Annotated in this window: 15 protein-coding genes; 9 read left to right on the forward strand and 6 right to left on the reverse strand. The window is 71.3% G+C overall.

What is annotated here, in order from left to right:
• The first annotated feature begins 4 nt into the window (after positions 1–4).
• Together ABZ495_RS08430 and ABZ495_RS08435 are read left to right on the forward strand one after the other, a co-directional pair.
• Complete coding sequence (locus ABZ495_RS08430) at positions 5–1456, forward strand: glycosyltransferase family 2 protein (protein WP_329489538.1); 1452 nt, start codon at positions 5–7, stop codon at positions 1454–1456.
• Between the two features lie 26 nt (positions 1457–1482).
• The gene (locus ABZ495_RS08435; RefSeq protein WP_359834997.1) at positions 1483–2682 is read left to right on the forward strand and encodes a hypothetical protein; all 1200 of its coding nucleotides are present in this window, start codon (positions 1483–1485) and stop codon (positions 2680–2682) included.
• Here the strand turns inward: ABZ495_RS08435 and ABZ495_RS08440 are convergent.
• Together ABZ495_RS08440 and ABZ495_RS08445 are read right to left on the reverse strand one after the other, a co-directional pair.
• Positions 2652–4898: an acyltransferase family protein gene (locus ABZ495_RS08440; RefSeq protein WP_359803222.1), complete on the reverse strand. Its 2247-nt coding sequence runs from the start codon at positions 4896–4898 to the stop codon at positions 2652–2654. The two genes, ABZ495_RS08435 and ABZ495_RS08440, sit on opposite strands and share 31 nt — an antisense overlap.
• A 182-nt stretch (positions 4899–5080) precedes the next feature.
• Positions 5081–5575 carry an N-acetyltransferase gene (locus ABZ495_RS08445; RefSeq protein ID WP_359803220.1) on the reverse strand — a complete coding sequence of 165 codons (495 nt, stop codon included), beginning with the start codon at positions 5573–5575 and terminating at the stop codon, positions 5081–5083.
• Positions 5576–6017: 442 nt separating this feature from the next.
• Between ABZ495_RS08445 and ABZ495_RS08450 the strand changes: the two genes are divergently transcribed.
• The gene (locus ABZ495_RS08450; protein ID WP_329489542.1) at positions 6018–6974 is read left to right on the forward strand and encodes a helix-turn-helix domain-containing protein; all 957 of its coding nucleotides are present in this window, start codon (positions 6018–6020) and stop codon (positions 6972–6974) included.
• Positions 6975–7020: 46 nt separating this feature from the next.
• On the opposite strand, the gene ABZ495_RS08455 is transcribed toward ABZ495_RS08450, so the two are convergent.
• From ABZ495_RS08455 to ABZ495_RS08470, 4 genes are all read right to left on the reverse strand, one after another.
• Entirely contained in the window at positions 7021–7842 is an 822-nt protein-coding gene (locus ABZ495_RS08455) for a histidine phosphatase family protein (protein ID WP_329489543.1), read from the reverse strand.
• 154 nt (positions 7843–7996) lie between these two features.
• Positions 7997–9610: a monocarboxylate uptake permease MctP gene (mctP, locus tag ABZ495_RS08460; protein ID WP_352293106.1), complete on the reverse strand. Its 1614-nt coding sequence runs from the start codon at positions 9608–9610 to the stop codon at positions 7997–7999.
• Positions 9607–9864, reverse strand: a complete 258-nt coding sequence (locus tag ABZ495_RS08465) for a DUF3311 domain-containing protein (protein ID WP_329489545.1) — start codon at positions 9862–9864, stop codon at positions 9607–9609. Before ABZ495_RS08465 ends, mctP begins: the two co-directional genes overlap by 4 nt.
• 319 nt (positions 9865–10183) lie before the next feature.
• Positions 10184–10975 (reverse strand): GntR family transcriptional regulator, encoded by a 792-nt coding sequence (locus ABZ495_RS08470; protein ID WP_359803217.1) that lies wholly within the window; start codon positions 10973–10975, stop codon positions 10184–10186.
• 336 nt (positions 10976–11311) lie between these two features.
• Between ABZ495_RS08470 and ABZ495_RS08475 the strand changes: the two genes are divergently transcribed.
• The 6 genes from ABZ495_RS08475 to ABZ495_RS08500 all read left to right on the forward strand — a co-directional run bounded on the left by ABZ495_RS08475 (position 11312) and on the right by ABZ495_RS08500 (position 19096).
• Complete coding sequence (locus ABZ495_RS08475; protein ID WP_329489547.1) at positions 11312–12595, forward strand: extracellular solute-binding protein; 1284 nt, start codon at positions 11312–11314, stop codon at positions 12593–12595.
• Positions 12596–12683: 88 nt separating this feature from the next.
• Entirely contained in the window at positions 12684–13709 is a 1026-nt protein-coding gene (locus tag ABZ495_RS08480) for a sugar ABC transporter permease (RefSeq protein ID WP_329489548.1), read from the forward strand.
• Positions 13706–14533 (forward strand): carbohydrate ABC transporter permease, encoded by an 828-nt coding sequence (locus ABZ495_RS08485; RefSeq protein WP_329489549.1) that lies wholly within the window; start codon positions 13706–13708, stop codon positions 14531–14533. The genes ABZ495_RS08480 and ABZ495_RS08485 overlap by 4 nt, the downstream gene beginning before the upstream one ends.
• A gap of 6 nt (positions 14534–14539) precedes the next feature.
• On the forward strand, positions 14540–16093 hold the full coding sequence (locus ABZ495_RS08490; protein WP_359834999.1) for a glycoside hydrolase family 3 protein: 1554 nt from the start codon (positions 14540–14542) through the stop codon (positions 16091–16093).
• A 418-nt stretch (positions 16094–16511) separates the two neighbouring features.
• Positions 16512–17828, forward strand: a complete 1317-nt coding sequence (locus ABZ495_RS08495; RefSeq protein WP_359835001.1) for an extracellular solute-binding protein — start codon at positions 16512–16514, stop codon at positions 17826–17828.
• 209 nt (positions 17829–18037) lie between these two features.
• Positions 18038–19096, forward strand: a complete 1059-nt coding sequence (locus tag ABZ495_RS08500) for an SIS domain-containing protein (RefSeq protein ID WP_359803214.1) — start codon at positions 18038–18040, stop codon at positions 19094–19096.
• Positions 19097–19323: the final 227 nt, after the last annotated feature.

The following is a 19323-nucleotide window of genomic DNA, read 5'->3' on the forward strand; positions in this document are numbered from 1 at the left end:
CGCCATGACAGCACCAGCACCCGCGCGGACGGTACTCACCACGTCCCGCGAGGCCGCTCGGCTCGCCGACCGGCAGATGTCGTGGAAGCCGCGCATCGTCCCGTTCTACCTCTCGTTCGTGATCATCTTCGGCTTCTCGCTCTGGGCGTACGTGCCCAACCCGACCCCGCTCGGCTGGGCGATCACGATCCTCTGGGGCATGCCGGTCTTCGGCGTGCTGATCGGCTTCCAGGGTGTGCTGATGGTCCGCCGCCGGCTGCGCAAGGCGAACCGGATGACCCCGGCGGTGCCGGTCGACGACGACTACCTGATCGTCCTGGTGCCGACCATCGGCCGGCACGACACCTACCCGGCGCTGGAGCGCTCGGTGCTGTCGTACGTCGACCACCTGCCCGCCTACTTCCCGTGGATGCGGGTGGACATCCTCACCGAGGAGGGCTGCGCGGCCGGCGAGAAGATCGACGAGCTGGCCGCCCGCAACCCGCTGATCCGGGTGGTGACCGTCCCGAAGGCCTACCAGACGCCCAACGGAACCAAGTTCAAGGCCCGCGCCAACCACTACTCGCACGAGCTGCGGATCGAGGAGGGCGAGGCCGAGGACGACGTCTGGGTGCTGCACATGGACGACGACACCGGGGTCGGGCCGGACACCGCCGCCGCGGTGGCCCAGTTCATCAACCGGCAGCGCCGGGCCGGGGACGACGCCAAGCACATGGCCCAGGGGATCCTGACGTACCCCCGGGAGAACGCCGTCTCCACCTTCACCTGGCTCGCCGACGCGATCCGCCCGGCCGACGACATCGCCCGCTTCCGCGCCATGACCGGGACCGGGACGCCGATCGCCGGCGTGCACGGCGAACTGCTGCTGGTGCGCTCCTCGGTGGAGGCCACCATCGGCTGGGACTTCGGCCCCGACACCATCGTCGAGGACGCCCAGATGGCGCTCAACTTCTGCGTGCGCTACCCCGGCCGCAGCGACTGGTTCAACGGCCGCTGCTACGGCGCCTCGCCGGCCGGCCTCAAGGACTTCCTCAAGCAGCGCGAGCGCTGGGCCTGGGGCCTGGTGGCGCTCTGCTTCAACAAGAGCATCCCGCTGCGGTTCCGGCTGTTCATCGGGATGGGCATGGTCAGCTGGGTGCTCGGACCGCTCCAGCACGTCGGCCTGGTGCTGCTGATCGCCTGGTTCACCGGGACGATGAACACCTCGCCGGTGACCCAGTCGGTGGTGCTGATCTGGTCGATCAACTTCGCCTACGTGATCTGGACGTACTGGGAGGGCCTGCGCCTGAACGTGGTGGGCTCGGCCGACCACCGGCGCAAGTGGTGGGAGCCGATGGCGGTGGTGGCGGCCATCCCGCTGTTCTCCCTGCTGGAGGGCTGGGGCGGGATGCGGGGACTGATCAAGTTCCTGCGCCGCGAGGAGAACAAGTTCGTCGTCATCGCCAAGCCGGCCTGACCGGCGACCAGGGGCTGCTGCCAGATATGAAACGCTTCGTCATCTTCATCCTGCCGACCGTCGTGCTCGGCCTCACCGTGGGCGTGCCGATCGTCTGGGGCGACCACCCGATCAAGTTCGACCACAAGCGCCCGACCGAGGTGCACTGGGCCGGTGCGCCGGCCGAGCAGGGCCGGGTCTGGGGCTTCGGCAAGGACGCGCCGCCGGAGGACACCGGGCCCAAGGTGGCCCGGCCGTGGGCGAAGGGCAGCCCGGAGTGGGGCGTCCAGGTGTACTGGCTGGACGACCCGGCCGACCCGGAGAGCTTCGTCCAGGGCAAGGCGGACCGCATCGTCAAGTACGTGGTCGGCCTGAACGCCAACGCGCTCTCGGTGTCCTTCCCGTTCTACACGGTGGGCAGCAAGTCCAACGCGGTCGCCGCCCGGCCGACCACCCCGAGCCCGGACCGGCTTGCGATCCTGCTGGACACCGCGCACCGGGCGGGCCTACGCACCACCGTCCGGCCGATCCTGGACGAGGAGTCGCTGAAGCCGGCCAACAACGGCTGGCGCGGCAACATCGCCCCCACCGACCGGGACGCCTGGTTCGCCAGCTACTCGGCCTTCCTGGCGCCCTACCTGAAGGCGGCCGAGGAGCACGACGCGACCGAGTTCACCATCGGTACCGAGTTCAACTCGCTGGAGGCCGACCCGCACTGGGCCCCGCTGGTCGAGCAGGCCGGGAAGACCTTCCACGGCGAGGTGGCCTACGACGCCAACTGGGACAACTGGTCCAAGGGCGCCGTCGCGGTGCCGACCGGGCGCACCGGCGTCGACGCCTACTTCCCGGCCAAGTCGGCCGGGGACGACGCCACCCCGGCCGACCTGGCGGCCAGCTGGAACAGCTGGCTGGACAAGCGAGGCAAGGGCCCGCAGCCGACCACCAAGCTGACCGAGGTGGGGATCCCGGCCCAGAAGGGCGCCTACAAGACGCCCGGTGACTTCTACACCAAGCGCGAGCTCAACGAGCCCGTGCAGGCCACCTGGTTCACCGCGGTCTGCCAGGTGGCGCAGGAGCGGAAGCTGGCCGGACTGTACTTCTGGTCGCTCTACTTCGGCATCGACCCGACCCTGCCCACCAACCAGGACACCCCGCGGATGGACTTCGCCGGGCGCCCCGCCTCCGAGCAGGCGATCCGCGACTGCTTCGCGCAGACCTACGCCGTCCCGGAGGGCGCGGCCGGCTGACCGGCCGGCGGGGTCGCCGCCCGGCTCGGGCCGGTGGTGGGCTTGCGGGACGGCGTGGTGGTGGGCTTGCGGGACGGGGTCGTCGAGTGGCTCGGGGACGGCTGCTCGGTCGGGGTGGCCTGTTCGGTGGCCGGCGGGGCGGTCGGCGTCGCCGGGGCGGTCGGCGTCGGCTGGGGAGCCGGCGCGTCCGGCGGCCGGACCCCGGCCAGCGCGTCCGCGATCTGCTGCTCCAGCCACGGCGTCACCAGCCGCATGCCGGCCGGCGTGAGGTGCACGCCGTCGGTGGCGGGGGAGACCAGGTGGCCGTCCCGGTCCTTCCAGAGGCAGTTGCCGCCGGGGCAGTAGAAGGCGTTCAGGTCGAGCAGCTGGACGGCGCCGCCGGAGGCCTTCACGAAGTCGCCGACCTGCTGGTTGTAGCAGGTGCCCCAGGCCTTGCTGATCGCGCCGTTCTGCACCCGCTCGTTCATCAGCAGCACCCGGGCGCCGTGCGCGCGCTCGCGGACCAGGTCCGTCGCCTGGGTGAGCTGGGCGGTGTACCGGGTGCGGTAGTCCTCGTCGCAGGGGTTGAGCCAGCTGCCGTCCAGGTACTGCTCGGCGGCGTCCCAGCCGAGGTGCAGGACGACCGCCTGCGCCTGGACGCCGTCCAGGCTCTTCGCCCAGAGCGCGGTGCGGTCGCGGCAGTCGTCCGTGGTGTCGAACTCCACCCGGGAGGTGCCGCGGACCTTCTCGGAGCCGAACACGCCGCAGCCGCTGATGCCGCCGTCGACCACCCGGAAGCGGTCGCCGTGCCGGTACAGGCCGGTGGCCAGGTCCTCGGAGAAGGAGTCGCCGAGGGCGAGTACCAGCGGCTTGTCGGCGGGGCCGCCGCGCATGTCGTGCTCGACCCAGGCGGGCAGGTACCAGGCGCCGGCGGTGGCCGTCAGCGCGGCGGCGGCCAGCAGCGGGATGGTCGGCAGCGGCCGCCAGCGCAGCACCCGCAGCCGCTCGGTGCCGGTGTGCAGCAGCCAGGCCAGCACCCAGGAGACGGGCGCGCCGATGGCCAGCAGCAGCGCCGGCGAGATGTCGTCGACGAACCGCTGGAGCAGCCAGTAGACCGGCAGGTGCAGCAGGTAGAGGCTGTAGGAGATGGTGCCGGTGAGCCGCAGCGGGGGCAGTGCGAGGAGCCGGACCAGCGGACCGCGGTCGTGGCAGAGCGAGGCGGCGAGGACGGCCGAGAGCACCGCGACGCCGGCCAGCCCGCCCCGGTACAGCCAGGGCTCGTGGTAGTTGTCCACGCTGAGGCTGGCCCAGACCAGGCCGCCCAGCGCGAGGGTGCCGACCACGGTGGGCAGCACCGTGCTCCCGGCCCCCGGACGGCCGGGCGAACGCCGCTGGGCCCGCGAGCCCGTCTCCGGACCCTCCTGGACCGTGCGGCGCAGCCGCAGGTAGACCACGAAGGCGGCGGCGGCGCCGGCCGCGAAACCGACCGCGCGGGACTCGGTGCCCAGGTAGAGCCGGTCGCTGTTGGAGCCGTTCCACATCAGCGGGGCGACGGCGGCGGCGCCGGCGAACAGCACACCGGTCACGATGCCCGCGGCCTTGAGCGAGCGGCGGCAGACGGCGTAGATCAGCAGCAGCAGCAGCGGCCAGACCACGTAGAACTGCTCGGTGATGCTGAGCGACCACATCGCGGCCAGCGGGTCGATGCCGGCGAAGTGCTGCCAGTAGGCGTCACCGCGCTCCAACTGCGCCCAGTTGGCGACCTGGGCCAGCGCGGCCAGCGCCTGCGGGCGCAGCTCCTTCACGTCCTTGAGCGGGCTGAGCAGGGCCGAGAGGAGGACCACCAGGAGCACGGTGACCAGCAGGCCGGGCAGCAGCCGCTTGGCCCGGCGGCGGTAGAAGACGCCGAGGGCGATGCCGTCGGTGCGGTCCAGCTCCCGGATCAGGACCAGGGTGACCAGGAAGCCGGAGAGGACGAAGAAGGCGTCCACACCGAACAGGCCGTTCTGGAACCAGTTGGTGTGGTACAGCAGCACGGAGGCGATGGCGAGGCCGCGCAGGCCGTCCACCGCCTTGAAGCGCACCGACGGCGGCACCGGCCGCCGGGGGGCGGGCGGCTCCGCGGGGATCGCGTACCGGCTGCCGCGCGGCGCGGGGATCCCGCGTGCCTCGCGCATGTCCTGCAGGGTGGGTCCGCTCGCCGCGGAGGGCGCGCCGATGCCGGGCCCGTCGTACATGAGGTGCTGCTCCTCTGATCGATGGGCTACCACGACGTGTCTCGATCAGAGGTTTATATCAAAAGAGCGGCCTGATCGTTCGTCGGCCGCCGGGGCAGCCGGCCGATCCGGTCCCCGGCCCGCCGCTCCGCCGCCCCCTGACCGGCGGGCCGGCCCGCGGCCGGACCGCCCCCGGTGGGCCGTCAGAAGGCCATGCTGTAGACCATCAGGTCCATCCCCGGGTACGGCGCCCAGTCGCGTTCCGGGGTCCGGCGGAAGCCGATCCGCTCGTAGATGCGGTGGGCGGCCGTCATGTCGGGGCGGGTGGAGAAGGCCATCCCGGCCAGGCCGAGTTCGCGGCTGCGGGTCAGGGCGGCCCGCACCAGGCTCTCGCCGACGCCCCGGCCGCGGGCGGCCGACGCGGTGGCGAGCATCCGGATCTCGCCCTCGTCCGGGGTGGCGATGTCGGCCCACTCGGTGCCGCCCACGGCGAAGGTCACGCAGCCGAGCACCCGTCCTTCGGCCGCGTCGACCGCGACGAGGAGCTCGGCCTCCCGGGACCGGCGGGCGGTGTCGCGCAGGAGGTCGACGTACTGGCTCTCGGGCGAGGTGTAACCGTCGCCGACGAAGGCCTCGACGGTGACGTGGCCGGCTGCTTCGAGGTCCGCTTCGCGGGCCGGGCGGATGACGATGTCCATCCGGTCAGTGTGCCGGAGCCGCGGCCGGCGGCGGGCGCCGGGGCGGCCGCCCGCGGACCGGTGGCAGCGGCCGCCGCGGGGCCGGCGACGGCGGGGGTGGTGGTGGCGGCCGGGTCGGCGTCGGGGCGCAACGAGGCGGCCGGCATGGTGCCGTAGAGCCGGTCGGGCAGCGCCGGGTCGACGGGGTACCCGCCGGGCCGGTGCCAGTTGTCGCGGCCGGTGGCGGCGCCGCGGGCCACGTCGCGCCCGATCAGGGTGCCGAGCAGTCCGAAACCGCCGACGGTCCCGACCAGGGCGAGTGCGCTTGCGAGCGTGTCGGAGTCCATGGCTCCACTCTCGCGGCGCGGCAGGCCGGCCACGAGTGGCAGGAATGCCCGATCCCATCGAAATCCTGCCACCGGGCCCTTCCCCGCGGGCTCCTCGGGGAGGCATCCTGGGCGGCATGCTGAAGAACGTGGTCGCGGTGGTGCTGGAGGAGCTCCACCCCTTCGAACTCGGGGTGGCCTGCGAGGTCTTCGGCCTGGACCGCAGCGCGGACGGCCTGCCCCGGTACGACTTCGCCGTCGCCGGTGCCCGCCCCGGGCCGCACCGCACCCACGCCGGCTTCTCGGTGGACGTCCCGTACGGCCCGGAGCGGCTCGCCGGGGCCGACCTCGTCGTGGTGACCGCCACCGGGGTGCGCCCGCACTACCCGGAGCCGCTGGTGGACGCCGTGCGCGCGGCGGTGGAGGGCGGTGCCAGGGTGCTCTCGATCTGCAGCGGCGCCTTCGTGCTCGGCGCCGCGGGGCTGCTGGACGGCCGCCGCTCGACCACGCACTGGCGGCACACCGCGGAGCTGGCCGCCCGGTTCCCGCGGACCACCGTCGAGCCGGACGTGCTCTACGTGGACGACGACCCGGTGATCACCTCGGCCGGCACGGCGGCGGGCATCGACGCCTGCCTGCACCTGGTCCGCCGGTTCCAGGGCGCCGAGGTGGCCCGGGGGATCGCCCGCCGGATGGTGGTGGCCCCGCACCGGGAGGGCGGCCAGGCCCAGTTCGTCGCCCGGCCGCTGCCCGAGGGGGACGGCGAGTCCCTCGCGCCGCTGCTCGACTGGATGCGCCACCACCTGGACGAGGAGTCCACCGTCGAGCAGTTGGCGGCCCGGGTGCACCTGTCGCCGCGCACCTTCGCCCGCCGCTTCCAGCAGGAGACCGGCACCACCCCGCACCGCTGGCTCACCGGGCAGCGGCTGCTGCTCGCCCAGCGGCTGCTGGAGAGCACCGCCGAGCCGGTCGACGCGATCGCCGCGCGCTGCGGCTTCGGCAACGCCGCCACCCTGCGGCACCACTTCGGCCGCCGGCTCGGCACGACTCCGCTGGCGTACCGCCGCTGCTTCGCCGAACCGGCGGCCGGCTGACGGCGGCCCGCCCGGGCCTGCCGCCGTCGGCCGGCGGCCCGCGGCCTCAGCCGAGCGTCAGGTGCCCGGTGTCGTTCCAGTGCGCCGGGCGCAGCCGCCCGGCCTCGGCCCGCCACAGGCTGGTGGAGCAGTTGCGGACCGTGTCGAGGGCCGTCAACTGCGCCTCGGTGAGCCGGTCCAGCGCGTAGCGGAGCATCAGCACCGTACAGTCGTGCGCGACCAGCAGGACCGGTCGCCCGGCCTCCTCCGCGCAGATGTCACGCAGCACGCTGCGCACCCGCAGGGCCACGTCCGCCCAGGACTCCCCGCCGGGCGGGCGGTAGTAGAGCTCGCCCATCTTGCGGCGTCTCGCGGCCTCGTCCGGGTGCCTGGCCTCGATCGCGGCCTTGGGCAGCATCTCCAGGATGCCCAGCTCCCGGTCGCGCAGCCGCTCGTCGTAGCGGACGGCGAGCGAGACCGGTACCGCGCCCAGCCCGGCGGCCTGGGCCAGCGCGATCCGGGCGGTCTCGGTGGTGCGCTCGTAGGGGGAGCACCAGACGCTGCGCGGGCGGTCGGCGCTGGGCAGGCCGGCCCACCAGCGGCCGAGCGCCTGGGCCTGCTGCCGGCCCTGGAGCGAGAGCGGGATGTCCGCGTCGCGGCAGCTGATCGGCACGCTCAGCGCGCCGGCCGCCTCGGCGAGCTGGAACTCGACGTTGGCGGTGGACTCGCCGTGCCGGGTGGCGATCAGCACGGACGGCAGCGGGCCGGGGGCCGTCACCGGCGCGGTGTGCGGGGCGGGCGCCGCCGGGTAGGGCGCCGCGGTGACCTGCGGGCCGGGCCGGTGGGTGGACTGGTGCTGACCGTTGAGTGTGGTGCCGAGCTCTGCCATCGCCGCTGCTCCCCGTGGGTCGATCGGGTGCCGGCCGGATGCCGGTCCGGTCTGGTGGTGCCCTGCATGTGCGGCCGTTCATACATATGATCGCGCCGCCTCCTCCAGTGTTCACGGAGGAGGCGGCGCGGTCACAGGGCGCGCGCGGAGCGAATCAGTGCGCCGCCACGGGCTCCGGCGCGTTCTTCAGCTCTTCGTCGCCGGATTCGGCGCTGTAGTCGCCCGGCCGGGTCTCGTCCGGCCCGTCCGGCGCCTTGACCGCCCGGAGCACCAGGGTGAGCACCACCGAGACGACCAGGTTGAGCACGAAGGCGGTGAGGCCGATGTAGCCGAGCTCGCCGATGCCGGGGATCTCGGCGGCGTTCCCGCCGAAGTGCTTGGTGGCGGGGCTGGCGATGTCGTACGCCTCCCAGGTGCCGTAGATCATGCCGACCGCCCAGCCGGCGAACAGCGCCCAGTGGTGGAACCACCGGGTGAACAGGCCGCCGACGATCGAGACGAAGGTCTGCAGGATCCACAGCCCGCCGAGCAGCTGCAGGTTGATCGCCGCCTGCTTGTCCATGCTGAGCACGAAGACCAGCGCGCCGACCTTGACCAGCAGCGAGGCCAGCTTGGCGACCCTGGTCTCGTCGGCGGGGGTGGCGGCCGGCTTCAGGAACTCCTTGTAGACGTTGCGGGTGAAGAGGTTGGCCGCCGCGATCGACATGATGGCGGCCGGCACCAGCGCGCCGATCCCGATCGCCGCGAAGGCCACGCCGGTGAACCAGTCCGGGAACATGTTCTCGAACAGCTGCGGCACCGAGAGCTGGGCGTTGAACTTCTTGTCGCCCTTGCCGATGCCGGCCGCGATCGCCATGAAGCCGAGCAGCGCCAGCAGGCCCAGCATCAGCGAGTAGGCGGGCATGATCGCCATGTTGCGGCGGACGGTGTTGCGGGACTTCGAGGCCAGCACGCCGGTCACCGAGTGCGGGTACATGAAGAGCGCCATCGCGGAGCCGATCGCCAGCGTGGCGTACGTCCACTGCTTGTTCTCGGGCACGGTGAGCGAGCCGGCCGACTTGGGAGCGCTGAACTTCTCGCCGACGGCGTCGAAGATGTGCCCGTAGCCGCCGAGCCGCAGCGGGATGTAGATCACCGCGACGATGATCACGATGTAGATCAGGGCGTCCTTGACGAAGGCGATCAGCGCCGGCGCCCGCAGCCCGGAGGAGTAGGTGTAGGCGGCCAGCACGCCGAAGGCGATGAAGAGCGGCAGGTCCTTGACGAACCAGTTGGCGTTCTCCCCGCCGCCGACGCCCAGCACGTCCAGCACCGCCTGGATGCCGACCAGCTGGAGCGCGATGTAGGGCATCGTGGCCAGGATGCCGGTCAGCGCCACGACCAGGGCGAGCGGCTTGGACCCGTACCGCCCGCGCACGAAGTCGGCCGGGGTGACGTAGCCGTGCACCCGGGAGACCGACCAGAGCCGGGGCAGGAAGAGGAAGACCAGCGGGTACGCGATGATCGTGTACGGCACCGCGAAGAAGCCGGCCGCGCCGGTCGCGTAGACCGCCGCCGGGACGGCGACGAAGGTGTAGGCGGTGTAGAGGTCGCCGCCGAGCAGGAACCACGTCACCCAGGTCCCGAAGCTGCGGCCGCCCAGGCCCCACTCGTCCAGGTGCAGGGCGTCGTCGGCCCGGCGCCAGCGCGAGGCCATGAAGCCCATCACGGTGACCAGCACGAAGAAGAGGACGAAGACGGTCAGGGCCGGTACGTTGACGCCGGTCATCGCGCGCCACCCGCCTTGCGGGCCTTCTCGTCCCGGTTGATCAGCAGGTACGCGGCCACCGTGAAGACGGCCGAGACCGGCACCCAGAGCAGTTGGTACCAGTAGAAGAAGGGCACCCCGCCCGCCTCGGGGTCGGTCTTGTCGTACGAGGACACCCAGAGCATCGCGACGATCGGCACGAGCAGGGCGAGCCCGGCCAGGACCCGTTCCGGGGTCACCGCCGGCACGGCCGCCGGCCCCGGTGGCTCGGGCATGACAGGTTCGGTGGCAGCAGGATCTGACGACATGGTTCGGCTCCGCTCCAGAGGGCTCACCCCGACGGCGCCGCAGCCCCGGAGCACCGCACAGCCCCCCGGAACCCGCCGAGCAGCACCACTGGTGATCGACAGTCAATACGGCTGCGAAATCTAGAGCATGGCGTGATCTGTGTCACCGGGAACGACAGAACTTCCCGCATTCCGGACGCTCCGCGCGCCGGGGCGGGCCGCCGCGCGCCGGGCCCGCACACGAAGGCACCGGCGTACGCCGTGCGTACGCCGGTGCCGGGAGAGCGGTGGGGGAGCGGCCGGAAGCCTACTCGGGGCGCTTGAGCCGGGTGATGAACTTGTACCGGTCGCCGCGGTAGATGGACCGCACCCACTCGACCGGGGCGCCGTCCGCGTCGAAGGAGTGCCGGGCGAGCTGGAGCATCGGCAGCCCGAGGTCGGAGCCGAGCAGCCCGGCCTCGCGCGGGGTGGCCAGGGTGGTCTCGATGGTCTCCTCGGCCTCGGCCACCGTGACGCCGTACACCTCGCGCAGGGCGGTGTACAGCGAGTTGTGCTTGGCCAGGTTGCGGCGCAGGGCCGGGAAGCGCTTCGCGGAGAGGTGGGCGACCTCGATGGCCATCGGGTCGCCGTTGGCCAGCCGCAGGCGCTCGATCCGCAGCACCCGCCCGCCGGGCTTGATGTCCAGCAGCGGGGCCAGCCGGTCGTCGGCGGTGATGTAGCCGATCTCGATCAGCCGGGAGGTGGGCTCCAGGCCCTGGGCGCGCATGTCCTCGGTGTAGGAGGTGAGCTGGAGCGCCTGGGCGACCTTGGGCTTGGCGACGAAGGTGCCCTTGCCCTGGATGCGCTCCAGCCGCCCCTCGACCACCAGCTCCTGGAGGGCCTGGCGGACGGTGGTGCGCGAGGTGTCGAACTGGGCGGCGAGTGCCCGTTCGGGCGGTACCGGGGTACCGGCCGGCTGGGTCTCGGTGAGCTGCAGCAGATGCCGCTTGAGGCCGTAGTACTTGGGCACCCGCGCGGTGGCGTCCGCGCCGGTCTGCGCGGGGAGGTTCTTCACCTGGGGGTCGTTGACCTGGGCCGTGCTGCCCCCGTCGCTGCTCATCGGACCTGTCTCCCGCTTCTCGCGGGGTCTTTGGGCGCCCCGCCGCATCGTTAACAACTCACATCGTTGCATGTATGGCTACGGAACGAATACCTCATCACGCGATGAACGATGTGCGGTGTCGGCTTGATAACGGGTGGTCCGGATCGGTCTAAGAGCCGTTGACAGGCCCATTGGTCTAGGCCAAGCTCCAGGCATCTGGTCTACACCACTAGATCGGTAACTATGAATCCCCCCACCCGTTCGATGGGGTCCGCGGCACCTTTCCTCCCGCTTTATGTGGGTCTGCCGCTGCCACCCGACGGGGGTCACTCAGGCATCCCTCAGGAGGATGGCGTGAAGCGTCAGCTCATCGCGGCGGTCGGCGTCGCAGCAATGGTCGTCGGCCTGGCGGCTTGTGGTTCGGACGCCAAGAGCGACGGCGACAAGGCCGGCTCGTCCTCGTCCGCCGCCAAGAACTACAGCGGCAAGACGCTCAAGGTGTGGCTGATGTCCGGCTCGGCCCCCAAGGGCTGGGACGACGCGGTCAAGACCGAGTTCGAGTCCACCTACCCGGGCTCCAAGGTCGAGTACCAGATCCAGGAGTGGACCGGCATCGGCCCCAAGGTCACCGCCGCGCTGTCCGAGGGCTCGGTCGACGTCCTCGAGGTCGGCAACACCCAGACCGCGGGCTACGCGGCCACCGGTGGTCTCCTCGACATCACCAAGGACAAGGCCGCCCTGGGCGGTGCCGACTGGAACGACAACCAGAGCGAGTCCGCGATCCTGGACGGCAAGCAGTACGCCGCCCCGTGGTTCGTGACCAACCGCGTGGTCGCCTACAACAAGGAGATCTGGGGCAAGGCGAACATCACCACGCCGCCGAAGACCCTGGACGAGTTCTACGCCGACCTGGAGAAGGTCAAGGCCGTCCCCGGCGTCACCGACCCGATCTACATGCCGGGCCAGGAGTGGTACACCTACTTCGGTCTGCTCACCAGCGAGGGCGGCAAGCTGGCGAAGAAGGACGGCGACAAGTGGGCCGGCGGTCTGTCGACCCCCGAGGCGCAGAAGGCCTTCGACACCTACAAGAAGCTGCAGAGCTACTCGGCCACCGCCGCCAAGGACGGTGACGAGGCCAAGCCGCAGCAGAAGGACGTCTTCGCCAAGGGCGACATCGGCTCGATCATCGGCCTCGGCTGGGAGATCCCGACCGAGAAGGAGATGCCGAAGGAGAAGATCGGCTACTTCCCGCTCCCGGGCAAGACCGCCGACAAGGCCTCCGGCGTGTTCCTCGGCGGCTCGAACCTCGCCATCGCCCAGGCGAGCAAGAACACCGACATGGCCAAGGACTTCCTGAAGATCGCCCTCAACGACAAGAACGAGGGTCTCGTCGCGGGTGCCGGCAGCATCCCGAACAAGAAGTCGCTGGACGACAAGGTGGTCGGCGACTTCGCCGCCGCCGCCAAGGTCGCCGCCTCCTCCGGCGGGATCACCCCGACCACGCCGAACTGGGCGAGCGTCGAGAACAACCCGAACCCCATCAAGGAGTTCCTGACCGGCGCCCTGACCGGTGACTACGCCGCCGCCGCCAAGAAGGCCGACGACGAGATCGCCAAGCGTCTGAACGCCAAGCAGTAGTAGTCGAGCGGCGTCGCTCACCGGCCCCCGGCGGGGGGCCGGTGGGCGACGCCTGTCCGTCGTGGTCAGGTTCCAGGAAGAGAGAACGATGGCTGTGCATTCGGAGCGGGTGCAGACACAGTCCCCGGACACAGGGAAGGCTGCTGTGGCCACTATTGAGACGAGCGTCGCCGGCGGCGCCGAGGGCACTCCGAAGAAGAGCACCAGAACAGCGGGCGGACCGGGCTTCGGCACGCGGTTCGCCCCGTACCTGCTGCTGCTGCCGGCCACCGTGGTGACCCTGGGCCTGCTGGGCTGGCCCCTGCTGAAGACCGTGCTGGTCTCGTTCCAGAACCTGAACGCGCGCCAGCTCGTCCAGCACCTGACCGAGTGGAACGGCTTCGAGAACTACACCGAGCAGCTGACCAACGCCGACTTCTGGGCGGTCACCGGCCGGACGGTGGCGTTCACCCTGGTCAACGTGGTCCTGATCATGGTCGGCGGTTCGCTGGTCGGCCTGCTGCTCAACCGGCTCGGCAAGAAGATGCGGCTGGTGCTCTCGGTCGGCCTGCTCCTCGCCTGGGCCATGCCGGTGGTCGCCGCGACCACCGTCTACACCTGGCTGTTCGACACCCGCTTCGGTGTCGTGAACTGGTTCCTGGACCAGCTGGGCTGGCACTCGATGGCCGCCTACAACTGGACCGGCAGCCAGTACTCCACCTTCTTCGTGATCATCCTGCTGATCGTCTGGGGCTCGATCCCCTTCGTGGCGTTCAACATGTACGCCGGTCTGACGACCATCCCGAAGGAGCTCTACGAGGCGGCCCGGATGGACGGCGCCGGCCCCGCCAAGATCTTCACCTCGGTGATCTTCCCCAGCCTGCGGCCGTTCTTCCTGGCCACGACCTTCCTTGAGGTCATCTGGGTCTTCAAGGCCTTCACCCAGGTCTACGCGATCAAGGCGGGCGGTCCCGACTCGCTCACCCGGACGCTGCCCGTCCACGCCTTCCTGGAGGGTTCCGGCGCCCAGCACTACGGGACCGGCGCCGCGATCGCGGTGCTCACCATCCTGATGCTCGGCGTGCTGATGGCGTACTACTTCCGGATCATTCTGAAGCAGGAGGACGAGCTGTGAGGCGCTCGCTCATCGGACGTACCTGGCCGAACGTGATCGCGCTCGTCCTCTTCGTCTTCTTCATCTTCCCGGTCTACTGGATGGTCATCACGGCCTTCAAGGACGACAAGGACATCGTCAGCCGGACGCCGGTCTTCCTGCCGATCCACGCGACGTTCGACCACTTCACCACGGCGGTCAACGCGCCCAAGTTCTGGACGTACGTCACCAACAGCTTCACGGTGACGGTCGTCGCGGTGCTGATCTCGCTGGTGATCGCGACCCTGGCGTCCTTCGCCATCGCCCGGATGCGGTTCCGCGGCCGCAAGGCCTTCGTCCTGGTCGTGATGGCGGCGCAGATGGCGCCCTGGGAGGTCATGACCATCGCGGTCTACCTGATCGCCCGCGACAGCGAGATGCTGAACAGCCTGGTCCCGCTGACCGCCTTCTACATGATGATGGTCCTGCCCTTCACCATCTGGACGCTGCGCAGCTTCATCGCCGCCGTCCCGAAGGAGCTGGAGGAGTCGGCGATGGTGGACGGCTGCACCCGCACCCAGGCCTTCGTGAAGGTGATCTTCCCGCTGCTCGCCCCGGGCCTGATGTCGACCTCGCTGTTCGGCTTCATCACCGCGTGGAACGAGTTCCCCCTGGTCCTGATCCTGAACAAGACCGAGGGGCAGACCCTGCCGCTCTGGCTGTCCTCGTTCCAGACCAACTTCGGCACCGACTGGGGTGCCACCATGGCCGCCTCGACGCTGTTCGCCCTCCCGGTGCTGATCCTCTTCGTATTCCTCCAGCGCAAGGCCGTCGGTGGCTTGACCGACGGTGCAGTGAAGGGCTGACGCGACGTGAGCATCCTTGTCCCCACCCTCCCGGCCAGCGACCAGCTGCACCGTGACGCGCTGACCGTCCTGCAGCCCGGCTTCGTCGGCACCGAGCCCCCGGAGTGGGTCCGCCGCCACCTCGCGGCCGGCCTCGGTTCGGTCGCGCTCTTCGACCGCAACGTCACCGGTCTCGACCAGCTGTCGGCGCTCACCAGGGCGCTGCGCGAGGAGAACCCCGACCTCCTGATCGCGATCGACGAGGAGAGCGGCGACGTCACCCGCCTGGAGGCCGGCTCCGGCTCCTCCTGGCCGGGCAACTTCGCCCTCGGCGCGATCGACGACCCGGCGCTGACCCGCGACGTCGCCCGCGAGCTGGGCCGCGCGCTGGCGGCCGCCGGCGTCAACTACAACTGGGCGCCCACCGCGGACGTCAACTCCAACCCGCGCAACCCGGTGATCGGCGTCCGCTCCTTCGGTGCCGACCCGGAGCTGTGCGCCCGGCACACCGCGGCCTGGGTCGAGGGCCTGCAGTCGGCCGGCGTGGCCGCCTGCTCGAAGCACTTCCCCGGGCACGGCGACACCGCGGTCGACTCGCACCACGGCCTGCCGGTGATCGACGTCGACCTGGCGACCCTGCGCGCCCGCGACCTGATCCCGTTCCAGGCCGCCATCGCGGCCGGGACCAAGGCCGTGATGACGGCCCACATCATGATCCCGGCGCTCGACCCGAAGCTGCCGGCCACGCTCAGCCCCCGCGTGCTGCGCGACCTGCTGCGCGCGGCCCCGGCCGACGGCGGCCTCGGCTACCAGGGCCTGATCGTCAGCGACGCGATCGAGATGGGCGCCATCGCCGACACCTTCGGCATGGGCGAGGGCACCGTCCTGGCCCTGGCGGCCGGTGCGGACGCGATCTGCGTCGGCGGCGGGCTGGCCGACGAGGACACCGTGCTGCTGCTGCGCGACGCCATCGTGGCGGGCGTGCGGGCCGGCAAGCTCCCGGAGGAGCGGCTGGCCGAAGCCGCCGACCGGGTGCGCGCGCTCGGCAGCTGGGGCCGGATCGCGGCCCAGGGTGAGCGGCTGGAGCCCGATCTGGCGGTCGGCCTGCGGGCCGCCCGCCGCGCGCTGCGGGTGGTCCGGGCACCGGGCCGGGAGGCCCTGCCGGTGACCGAGCGCCCGTACGTGGCCTCGTTCTCCGACGAGCCCAACATCGCCGTCGGCGCGGTGACCCCGTGGGGCGTGGCCGACATGCTGTCCGACCGCTTCCCCGGCACCCGCACCCGGGAGGTCGGTCCGAAGGACGCCGCCCCGGAGCAGCTGGACGCGCTGGTCGCCGAGGTGGTGGCCGGCGCCGAGGGCCGCCGCCTGGTGCTGGTGGTCCGCGACGCGCACCGCTACGCCTGGATGTCCGCCGCGCTGTCCCGGCTGGTGGCGGCCCGCCCGGACGCCGCGGTGGTCGAGATGGGCCTGCCGCAGTCCGAGCCGGTCGGCGCGCTCCACATCGCCACCCACGGCGCCGCCCGGGTCTGCGGGCTGGCGGCCGTCGAGGTGCTCACCGGCCAGTCGGGAGCGATCGGCTGAGGTCCCATCGGACCGTGACCCCGGGGGCCGGGAAGGCCTCCGCGAGCGGGCCCGTCATGCGCATGGCGCATGACGGGCCCGTTCCGTTTTCACGCCGTTGGCCCTGCGGCGTTCCCAGATGACGGTGTTCCCTCAAATCAGCCTTAAGACAGCCTTAAGTTCTACTTAGGGTGATGACGTCGCAACTGATCGCCACGGGCTACAACAGGTCTGCAACGTCCTTGTCGGCCAGGCCATTTGGCGTTGACACCGCCAGTGGTCTAGGCCAGGCTCCAGTCCATCCGGTTCGAACTTCAACCTCACCGGATGTGGTATAGGCCCTTCCTGAAGCACTTCGCCGTCCCCGCCCGGATCCCTCCCGGCGGACGCGCCATCACGCTGCCGGCGGGCACAGGCTCTAGCACCCTCGGAGGATGGCGTGAAGAAGCGTCAGCTCATGGCGACGTTCGGGATCCTGGCGCTCGCCGCCGGATTGACGGCCTGTTCCTCGGGCGGCTCGCCCTCGGGGGACGGCAAGGCCGCCACGGCGGACCCGAAGTCCGCCACCGGCACGGTCACCGTCTGGCTGATGGACGACGCCCAGAAGAACTGGCCGGACCTCGTGCAGCGGGTGAACGACGAGTTCGCGGCGAAGTACCCCAACGTCACCCTGCGGCTCGCCTACCAGGGGTGGGCCGACAAGGTCGGCAAGCTGGACAAGGCGCTCGCCGAGGGCAACGCCCCCGACGTGGTGGAGCTCGGCAACACCGAGACCATGAAGTACGTGCTCGCCGGCGCGCTGGCCCCGGTGGAGCGCTCCAGCTTCGACAACTCGGACGCCTGGATCAAGGCGCTCGCCAACACCTGCACCTACCAGGACAAGCTCTGGTGCGTGCCGTACTACGCGGGTGCCCGGGTCGCCATCTACAACGCGACGGCCTTCCAGACGGCCACCGGCAGCGCGGAGTTCCCGAAGACCGAGGACGACCTCAAGGCGGCCCTGGACAAGGTCGCGGACAAGAACAAGGCCGACAAGGGCTACTCCGCGCTCTACCTGCCCGGCCCGTACTGGTACGCCGCGATGAGCTACGTCTCCGCGTACGGCGGCGCCATCGCCCGCTTCGACAGCGCCGGGAACTGGCACGGCACGCTCAGCGACCCGAAGTCCCAGCAGGGGCTGAACCACTTCGTCGACCTAGTGCGCAAGTACAACAAGGGCGACCTGGCGGTCAACGAGCAGAACCAGTTCGAGGCGATGGCCCGCGGCCACGCCGGGGCCTTCTACGGCAACGGCTACGAGGCCTCCAGCGTGACCGCGCCGGTCACCGGCGACCCGACCCTCAAGGACGCCGTCAAGCTGGCCACCATGCCCGGCCCGGGCGGCAAGCCGCTGCCGACCTTCATCGGCGGCTCGGACCTCGCCGTCACCGCCAAGTCGCCGTCGGCCGCGCTGGCCACCGACTGGGTCCGGATGTTCACCAGCACCAAGTCCCAGCAGGCGCTGGCGGACAAGGACATCCTGCCGAACAACCTCACCCAGCTGAACCCGCTGAAGAGCAAGCCGGCGACCGCCGCCGCGGCCAACGCGGTGCCGGACGCCTGGTTCACCCCGCTGGCGCCGGGCTGGGGCGCGATCGAGAAGCAGAAGATCCTGCCCGACATGCTCACCGCGATCCTCAAGGGCAACAAGCCGGTGGACCAGGCCGCCAAGGAGGCGGACGCCGCGATCGACCAGCTGATCAACAAGCAGGGCTGAGCCGCGCCGGCGGGGCCGGCGCCCCGGGGAGAGCCCCTTCCGGACCACCGGGAGGGGCTCTCGGATGTGCCGCGCGGGGGACTCCCCGTACGATTGCCGCAGGAATCACGGAACCACCGCAGCGAGTGTGCGGACTCGCCGCCGTAGAGGTCCTCGCCGGGCATCCCCGTCCGGGCGGGGTCGAACCATCTCATCGGAGGCACATCCTGATGTCCGACCCGCAGACTGCTCCCGTCCCCGGCCGGATCATGGCGGCGGAGATGGCCGAGCAGCCGGCCGTCCTGCGGCGCATCCTCGACGAGGGCGCCCCGAAGATCTTCGACATCGCGGCCCGGATCGCCGCCCGCAACCCTCGCTTCGTCCTGCTCACCGCGCGCGGCACGTCCGACAACGCGGCGCTCTACGCCAAGTACCTGGTCGAGATCCTGCTCGGCAAGCCGGCCGGTCTGACCTCGATGTCCACCACCACCGCGTACGGCGCCAAACCGGACCTCACGGACGTGCTGGTCGTCACCGTCAGCCAGTCCGGCGGCTCGCCGGACCTCGTCGCCTCCACCAAGGCGGCCCGCGAGGCCGGTGCGATCACGCTGGCGGTCACCAACAACGCCTCCTCGCCGCTCGCCGAGGTCTCCGAGTTCCACATCGACGTGCTGGCCGGCCCGGAGAAGGCGCTGCCCGCCACCAAGACCTACACCGCCGAGCTGCTCTCGCTCTACCTGCTGGTCGAGGGCCTGCGCGGCGGCGACGGCACGGCCGCCCGCGAGCTGCCGGAGCTGGCCGCCGGCATCCTGGCCCGGCAGCCCGAGGTGAAGGCCCTGGCCGAGCGCTACCGCTTCGCCCAGCGCCTGGTCATCACCTCGCGCGGCTACGGCTACCCGACCGCCCGCGAGGCGGCGCTGAAGCTCATGGAGACCACCTACATCCCGGCCTCCCCGTTCTCCGGCGCCGATCTGCTGCACGGCCCGCTGGCCATGGTCGACAACGTCTCCCCGGTCATCGCGATCGTCCCGGAGGGCAAGGGCGGGGAGGCCCTGCAGCCGGTCCTGGACCGCCTGCGCGGCCGCGGCGCGGACCTGGTGGTCATCGGCCAGCGGCAGCAGGTGGACGCCGCCTCGGCGGGCTTCGTGCTGCCGGCCGGCGTACCCGAGGAGGTCCAGACGATCCTGGAGATCCTGCCGCTGCAGCTGCTGGCCTACGAGGTCACCATCGCCCGCGGCCAGGACCCGGACGCCCCGCGCGCCCTGGCCAAGGTCACCGAGACGCACTGAGCGCGGGCGCCACGAACGCCGCACCCCCGTCCACGGGCCGTGGACGGGGGTGCGGCGTTTGAGCGGCCGGAGCGGTCCGCGGGTGTCCCGCCGGGGCGGGGAGCGCCCCCGGCCGGGGGCGGGAAGCACTACGGGCCACGGCGCCGACACGGGACCCTCAACCCATGCGGCACCGCAGCCCGGAGCTGTCGTCGGGTACCGGGACGACCGAGAACTGTGCGGGGTCC

The sequence above is a fragment of the Kitasatospora sp. NPDC005748 genome (assembly GCF_040630735.1).
Taxonomy (GTDB): domain Bacteria; phylum Actinomycetota; class Actinomycetes; order Streptomycetales; family Streptomycetaceae; genus Kitasatospora.